The following is a 6251-nucleotide window of genomic DNA, read 5'->3' as shown; positions in this document are numbered from 1 at the left end:
GCCGCCCGGTTCGGCCACCAGGCCCAGCAGCAGGTGCTCGCACCCGACGTAGTTGTGACCGAGCGTGACCGCCTCGACGACGCTCAGCTCCAGCGCCGCCGCCGCGTCGGGGCCGAACGAGGTGGGCTCGCCCTCGCCGGTGGTCGTGGGCAGCGACGCCGCCACCCGACCCGGCTCGACCTCCAGCACCTCCAGCACGCGCAGCGCCAGGTTGCCGCCCTCGTCGAGGACGCCGCCCAGCAGGTGCTCGGTGCCCACCTGCGCCGAGCCCGCCGCGCGGGCGCGGTCGACGGCCAGCCGGAACACGGCCCGCACCCGGTCGGTGACGCGCGTCGCGCGGGCCGCCCGCTCCAGCGAGTCCGGGTCGTCGAGCCGGACGGCCCGGATGGCGGCGATCCGCCGCACGGCCTGCTCCAGCGCGCGCTGGCAGACCGCCGACACCGGCACGCCCGCGTCCTTGACCTGCTCGGCCAGCTCGTCCGGCAGGTACACGTTGATCTTCGGCACTGCGCCTCCCCCTCGGGAGTATTGGATAACCCCATGTGTACCCCCATGAAGGGTTACAGGCAAGGTGTGACCGGCGTCATAAGGCTCGCGTTCAACGTGGCGCGTCCTCCAGGGGGTTTCCGGTCCGCAACCGACACAGCGGCAGAAGGGGGGCGACGTGCGGGACGGCTTCGACGAGTTCGTCACCGATCGCCTCGATCGGCTCTTGCGCTACGCCACGGCGCTGACCTGCGACAGGCACCTGGCGCAGGACATCGTGCAGGACGTGCTGCTGCGCGTTCGGCAGAAGTGGGACCGGATCGGGGCGGTCGACGCCCCCTACCCGTACGTGAAGCGGATGGTGACCAACGACTACCTGTCGTGGCGCCGCCGCCGCGCGGCCCGCGAGGTGTCCGCGACGCACGCCGGTCTCGACGACCTGGGGCCCGCGGTGGCCGACCCGGCCGACCGGCACGCCGAGCGGGACGCGATGCGCGCCCGGATCGCCGTGCTGCCGCGCAGGCAGCGCGCGGCGATCGTGCTGCGCTACTACGAGGACAGCACCGACGCGGAGATCGCGCGGGTGCTCGGCTGTTCCGAGGGCACGGTGCGCAGCCACATCTCCCGCGCGCTCAAGACGCTGCGGGTCACCGGTACGACACGTACGGAGGTGCTGCGATGACCGAGCAGGAGTTCCTGATCCGCGAGGCGCTCGCGGACCAGGCGGAGCAGCGGGTGGACCACCGCGAGGTGCTGGCGCACCTGCACCGCGCCCAACGGCGGCGCCGCCCGCTCGCGCTGGTCGCGGTCGGGGTGCTCACCGCGGCCGCCGCCGTGGCCGCGGTGGCGATCCCGTTCGCCGTGGACCGCACGGCCGCGCCCGACGACCAGGCGCGGGTCACCCCGACCACCGGGCAGACCGTCCTGCTGCTGGGCCTGGACGACGGGGCGCCCGGCGCGGCGCGACCGGACGCCCTGGTGCTGCTGCGGCTCTCCCCCGACGGCTCGACCAGCGCCGTGTCGCTGCCGCGCGACACCCGGGTGGAGGTCCCCGGCGCGCAGCCGGCCAAGCTCAACACCTTCTACGGCACGGCCCACGAGCGGGCACTGGCCGAGGGGCGCGACCCCGACCTCGCGGGCGCGGAGGCCACGGTCGACGCCGTCGAGGCGCTCACCGGTGTCGCGGTGGACCACTGGGCGGCGGTCGGCACGGGGCGGTTCGCCGAGCTGAGCACCGCGGTCGGCGGGGTGGAGGTCTGCCTCGCCGCCGACGCCCACGACACCGTGACCGGCTTCGCGCTCCCCGCCGGCCGCCACGTGCTGGCGGGCGAGCAGGCCCTCCTGTACCTGCGCCAGCGGACGGGGACGCTGTCCGGCGACCTGCAGCGCGTGACGCGCCACCAGGCTTTCCTGCGCGGCCTGCTGGACCGGGTCGGCAGCCCGGAGGTCGTCGGCGACCCGGCGGCGCTGGCCCGGGTGGTGGCCCTGGCGCACGACGCCGTGCGCACGGACGAGGGCTGGGACGTGGTGGCCGCCGTGCGGCTGCTCGCCGGCGACGGGAAGCGGCGCTTCACGAGCTTGCTGGTCGACCCGGTCGCACCCGGCGTGGACGCCGACCCGGCCCGGGTGCACCAACTCCTGGAGAGGGCGCTGCGCGACCCGGCGCCGCCGACCGGACCCACGGACCCCGGGGCGCCGTCCTGGGCGCCGGGGTCCGAGGAGACGGTGCCCGCCTGCGTCCCGTAGGCGGTCCTCTGTGGACGGGGGAGCGACCCGGAAACGGTTCGCTCCCCCGTGGATACTCGGGGTGTGGAACGGACGCGGGTGGGGCTCGTCGGTGTCGGCACGATCGCGCGCACGCACCTCGCGGTGCTCGGCGAGCGGTCCGACGTGGACCTGGAGTTCACCGCGGACCCGGCGGCCCCCGGCCCCGGACCCGGTCCCCACTACCCGGACCTGTCGTCCGCGCTGGAGGCGCACCGGCCCGACCTGGTCGTGATCGCCACCCCCTCGGGCTCGCACGCCGACCTGGCCGCGCTCGCCCTCACCGCGACCGACGCCCGGGTGCTGGTGGAGAAGCCGCTGGTGCTCGACCCGGCGTCGCTGGACCGGCTGCGGGCGCTGGACACCCCGCGGCTGTTCACCGCGCACCACTTCGCGTTCTCCCCCGAGGTCGCGTGGGCGGCGGCCCTGCCGTTCGGCCCGGTCACCGGTGTCACGTCGGCGTTCTGCGACCCGTACGTGCTCAAGGGCGAGCAGGCGTTCGCCTCGTACACCTCGCCGTGGGCGGACTCGGGCATCAACCAGCTGACCGTGCTGGCCCGCCTGGTCGACCCGGTCGCGGTGACGTCGCTCGTGGAGGAGGACCTGGGCGCGTGGGCCACCGTCGACTACGCCTCGGCGGGCACGACCGGCCTGGCGCGGCTGCGCGTCGACTGGCGGACGGGGGCGAGCAGCAAGTCCACCGCCGTGTCGCACGGCGACGTGGAGGTCTGGCTCGACCACACCGCGATGACCGGTTTCGCGTTCCGCGGCGGCGAGCTGCTGGCGTCGTTCGGCACGGACGGCCGCACGCCGCGCAAGGTCGCCCACTACCGGCCGCTGTACGAGAGCCTGCTGTCGTCCTCACCGGACCCGGTGCTCGGCTTCGACGTCGCCGCCCACCTCGCCGGCCTGCACGCCTCGCCGGGGACCCGGTCGTGACGCCCCTGCGCGTCGTCGTGCTCGGCGTGAGCGGCGCGGGCAAGACCACGCTCTCGCGCCGACCGGCCCCGCTCGTCGGCGGCCCGCACGTGGAGCTGGACGGCATCCGGCACCGCGCCGACCTGCTGGTGTGGCTGGACCAACCGCTGCGCGTCGTCGTCCCGCGGCGGCTGCTGTTCCGCAGCCTGGGCCGGATCGCGCGCCGCACGGAGCCGTGGAACGGCAACCGCGAGAGCCTGAAGACCCTGCTGGGGCGCGACTCGGTGATCGCCTGGGCGGTCGCGCAGCACCGCGGCCGGCAGGCCGGCTACCCGTCCCGGCTCGCCGGCCTGCCCCACGTCCGCCTCCGCTCGACCGCCGAGGCGGACCGCCGGCTGGCCGGCTTCGGCGTCGCGGCACGCCGTCCCCCGGGGCCCGCCGCCCCGTGACGCGGGTCCCGGGCGCCGGGCGCGACCTCCGGGGCCTACCCCTCGCCGCGCGGTTCAGGGGCGATCAGCGAGACTTGACCCATGAACGACGAACCCGACGACCGGATCAGCTTCACCGACCTCGGGTTGCGCCCCGAACTGCTCCGCGCCCTGTCGGGCCTGGGTTACGAGGAGCCGACCCCGATCCAGCGCGAGGCGATCCCTCCGCTCACCGAGGGGCGCGACCTGCTCGGCCAGGCCGCGACCGGCACCGGCAAGACGGCGGCCTTCGCGCTGCCCGTGCTGGAGCGGCTGGCCGCGGCGGGCGAGCGGACCGACCGCGCGCCGTTCGCGCTGGTGCTGGTGCCGACGCGCGAGCTGGCCGTGCAGGTGTCGGAGGCGGTGCACCGGTACGGGCGCGACCTGGGCGCGCGCGTGCTGCCGATCTACGGCGGTCAGCCGATCGGGCGACAGCTGCGGGTGCTGGAGCAGGGCGTGGACGTCGTGGTCGCCACGCCGGGCCGGGCCGTGGACCACCTCCAGCGGGGCACGCTGAAGCTGGAGGGCCTGAAGGTCGTCGTGCTCGACGAGGCCGACGAGATGCTCGACATGGGCTTCGCCGAGGACCTGGACACGATCCTGGCCGAGACGCCCGACGAGCGGCAGACCGTGCTGTTCTCCGCGACGATGCCCTCGCGCATCGACCGCCTGGCCCGCCAGCACCTGACCGACCCGGTGCGCATCACGATCAGCCGCGAGCAGCCCGAACCGGGCGAGGCCCCGAAGGTGCGGCAGAGCGCCTACGTCGTGCCGCGCGCGCACAAGCCCGCCGCCCTCGGCCGCATCCTCGACGTGGAGGCCCCGACCGCGGCGATCGTGTTCTGCCGCACGCGCGACGAGGTCGACCAGCTCACCGAGACCCTCAACGGCCGCGGCTACCGGGCGGAGTCGCTGCACGGCGGCATCAGCCAGGAGCAGCGCGACCGGGTGATGGGCCGGCTGCGCAACGGCACCGCGGACCTGCTGGTGGCCACCGACGTCGCCGCCCGCGGCCTCGACGTGGAGCAGCTCACGCACGTCGTGAACTACAACGTGCCGTCCGCGCCGGAGTCCTACGTGCACCGCATCGGCCGGGTCGGCCGGGCGGGCCGCGAGGGCGTGGCGATCACGCTGGCCGAGCCGCGCGAGCACGGCATGCTCAAGACCATCGAGCGCGTCACCAAGCAGCGCATCCAGGTCGAGAAGGTGCCGACGGTCGCGGACCTGCGCACGCGCCGGCTGGAGCTGACCCGCGCCGCGCTGCACGAGAGCCTGCTGGAGGACGACCTGGAGGGCTTCCGGGTCGTGGTCGAGACGCTGGCCGACGAGTTCGACGTGATGGAGGTCGCGCTCGCGGCGGTGAAGCTGGCGCACGAGGCCAGCGGCGCGGCGGCCGACGAGGAGGAGATCCCGGAGTACGTGCCGCGCAGCGGCGGCGACCGGCGCGGCCGGGACGGCGCACCCGGTGGCGAGCGGCGCGAACGGCGCCCCCCGAGGCGGCCGACCGCGGGCATGACTCGCCTGTTCGTGGGCGCGGGCCGCAGCTCGGGCATCCGGCCGCAGGACCTGGTGGGCGCGATCGCGGGCGAGGCGCAGCTCAACGGCCGCGACATCGGCGCGATCGAGATCGCCGACCGGTTCTCCCTGGTCGAGGTGCCGGAGACGGCCGCGCAGCAGGTCATCGCGTCCCTGCGGGGCGCCACGATCAAGGGCCGCAAGGTGACCGTGCGGCGGGAGCGCGACGACCCGAGGTGACCGGACCGGGCCCGGCGGCCGGCCCGGTCGCCGTGCCGCGGTCCCGAGCGCAGTCCTGAGCGCCGCCCGGCATGTGGACGTGGTGGCGCGCCCGCCCTCCCCGTGGTTGGTTCGATGACGAACGAACTACGAGGAGGGTGCGATGACGACCACGGAGGACCTCGCCGCCGACTGGGCGCGGTGGCGCGAGGAGCGCGACGAGGGGTTGCGCGCGCCGCACGGCTGGCTGTCGCCGACCGCGCTGCACTGGCTCGACGGCACCCCGCGCGCGTTCCCCGGCGTGCCGGGCGAGTGGAGCACCGACGGGGAGGTCGCCCGCGACGGCACGGCCGAGCACCGGGTCGCCGAGGCGGGGTCGCTGCTGCTCGACGGCGAGGGCGGCACGAAGGTCGAGGTCGTCCTGCGCACCGGCCGCTACGCGATCCGCCTGCGCGACCCGGGGGCGCCCGCCCTGGCCTCGTTCACCGGGGTTCCCACGTTCGAGTGGCGTCGCGAGTGGGTGGTCGACGCGGAGTTCGAGGCGTACGACCCGCCGCGACCGGTCGTGGTGGACGGCGCGGTCGAAGGGCTGGAGCACCACCTGAGCGCGATCGGCGCGGCCCGGTTCGAGGTCGGCGGGCAGCCGCAGGAGGTGGTGCTGCACCACGGCCACGACGGCCGGCCGCAGCTGCTGTTCCACGACCCGTCCAACGGCGGCGCCACGGCCGGGTGGCGCGTGCTGTCGGCCGACGCGCCGGTCGACGGGCGGGTGCGGCTCGACTTCAACCGGGCGGTGAACCTGCCGTCCGCGCTGACCCCGTACGGCACGTGCCCGAAACCGTTGCCGGGCAACAGGGTCACGGTCCCGGTCGAGGCGGGTGA

General features: G+C 75.5%; 7 protein-coding genes. 6 read left to right on the top strand and 1 reads right to left on the bottom strand.

From position 1 onward, the window contains the following. A partial coding sequence (locus ACR807_RS40700; protein WP_438926889.1) for a type II toxin-antitoxin system CcdA family antitoxin occupies window positions 1–507 on the bottom strand: 507 nt, incomplete at its 3' end. Window positions 508–664: 157 nt separating this feature from the next. Between ACR807_RS40700 and ACR807_RS40695 the strand changes: the two genes are divergently transcribed. From ACR807_RS40695 to ACR807_RS40670, 6 genes are all read left to right on the top strand, one after another. After that, on the top strand, window positions 665–1168 hold the full coding sequence (locus ACR807_RS40695) for a SigE family RNA polymerase sigma factor (protein ID WP_438926888.1): 504 nt from the start codon (window positions 665–667) through the stop codon (window positions 1166–1168). Further along, complete coding sequence (locus tag ACR807_RS40690; protein WP_438926887.1) at window positions 1165–2232, top strand: LCP family protein; 1068 nt, start codon at window positions 1165–1167, stop codon at window positions 2230–2232. Before ACR807_RS40695 ends, ACR807_RS40690 begins: the two co-directional genes overlap by 4 nt. A gap of 63 nt (window positions 2233–2295) precedes the next feature. Next, entirely contained in the window at window positions 2296–3189 is an 894-nt protein-coding gene (locus tag ACR807_RS40685; protein WP_438926886.1) for a Gfo/Idh/MocA family oxidoreductase, read from the top strand. Continuing rightward, window positions 3186–3617 (top strand): hypothetical protein, encoded by a 432-nt coding sequence (locus tag ACR807_RS40680; protein WP_438926885.1) that lies wholly within the window; start codon window positions 3186–3188, stop codon window positions 3615–3617. Before ACR807_RS40685 ends, ACR807_RS40680 begins: the two co-directional genes overlap by 4 nt. A gap of 81 nt (window positions 3618–3698) precedes the next feature. Then, entirely contained in the window at window positions 3699–5390 is a 1692-nt protein-coding gene (locus tag ACR807_RS40675; protein ID WP_438926884.1) for a DEAD/DEAH box helicase, read from the top strand. Between the two features lie 142 nt (window positions 5391–5532). After that, window positions 5533–6251, top strand: a 719-nt coding sequence (locus tag ACR807_RS40670; protein ID WP_438926883.1) for a DUF1684 domain-containing protein, incomplete at its 3' end; no start/stop codon positions are given.

Source organism: Saccharothrix sabaoui, assembly GCF_051756985.1.
In the GTDB taxonomy this organism is placed as follows: Bacteria; Actinomycetota; Actinomycetes; order Mycobacteriales; family Pseudonocardiaceae; genus Actinosynnema.
This window is presented reverse-complemented; position numbering and strand designations above follow the sequence as displayed.

Excerpts from the sequence above, each read along its gene's own strand:
- ACR807_RS40690 (WP_438926887.1), top strand. The coding sequence starts at position 1,165 with ATGACCGAGCAGGAGTTCCTGATCCGCGAGGCGCTCGCGGACCAGGCG.
- ACR807_RS40675 (WP_438926884.1), top strand. The coding sequence starts at position 3,699 with ATGAACGACGAACCCGACGACCGGATCAGCTTCACCGACCTCGGGTTG.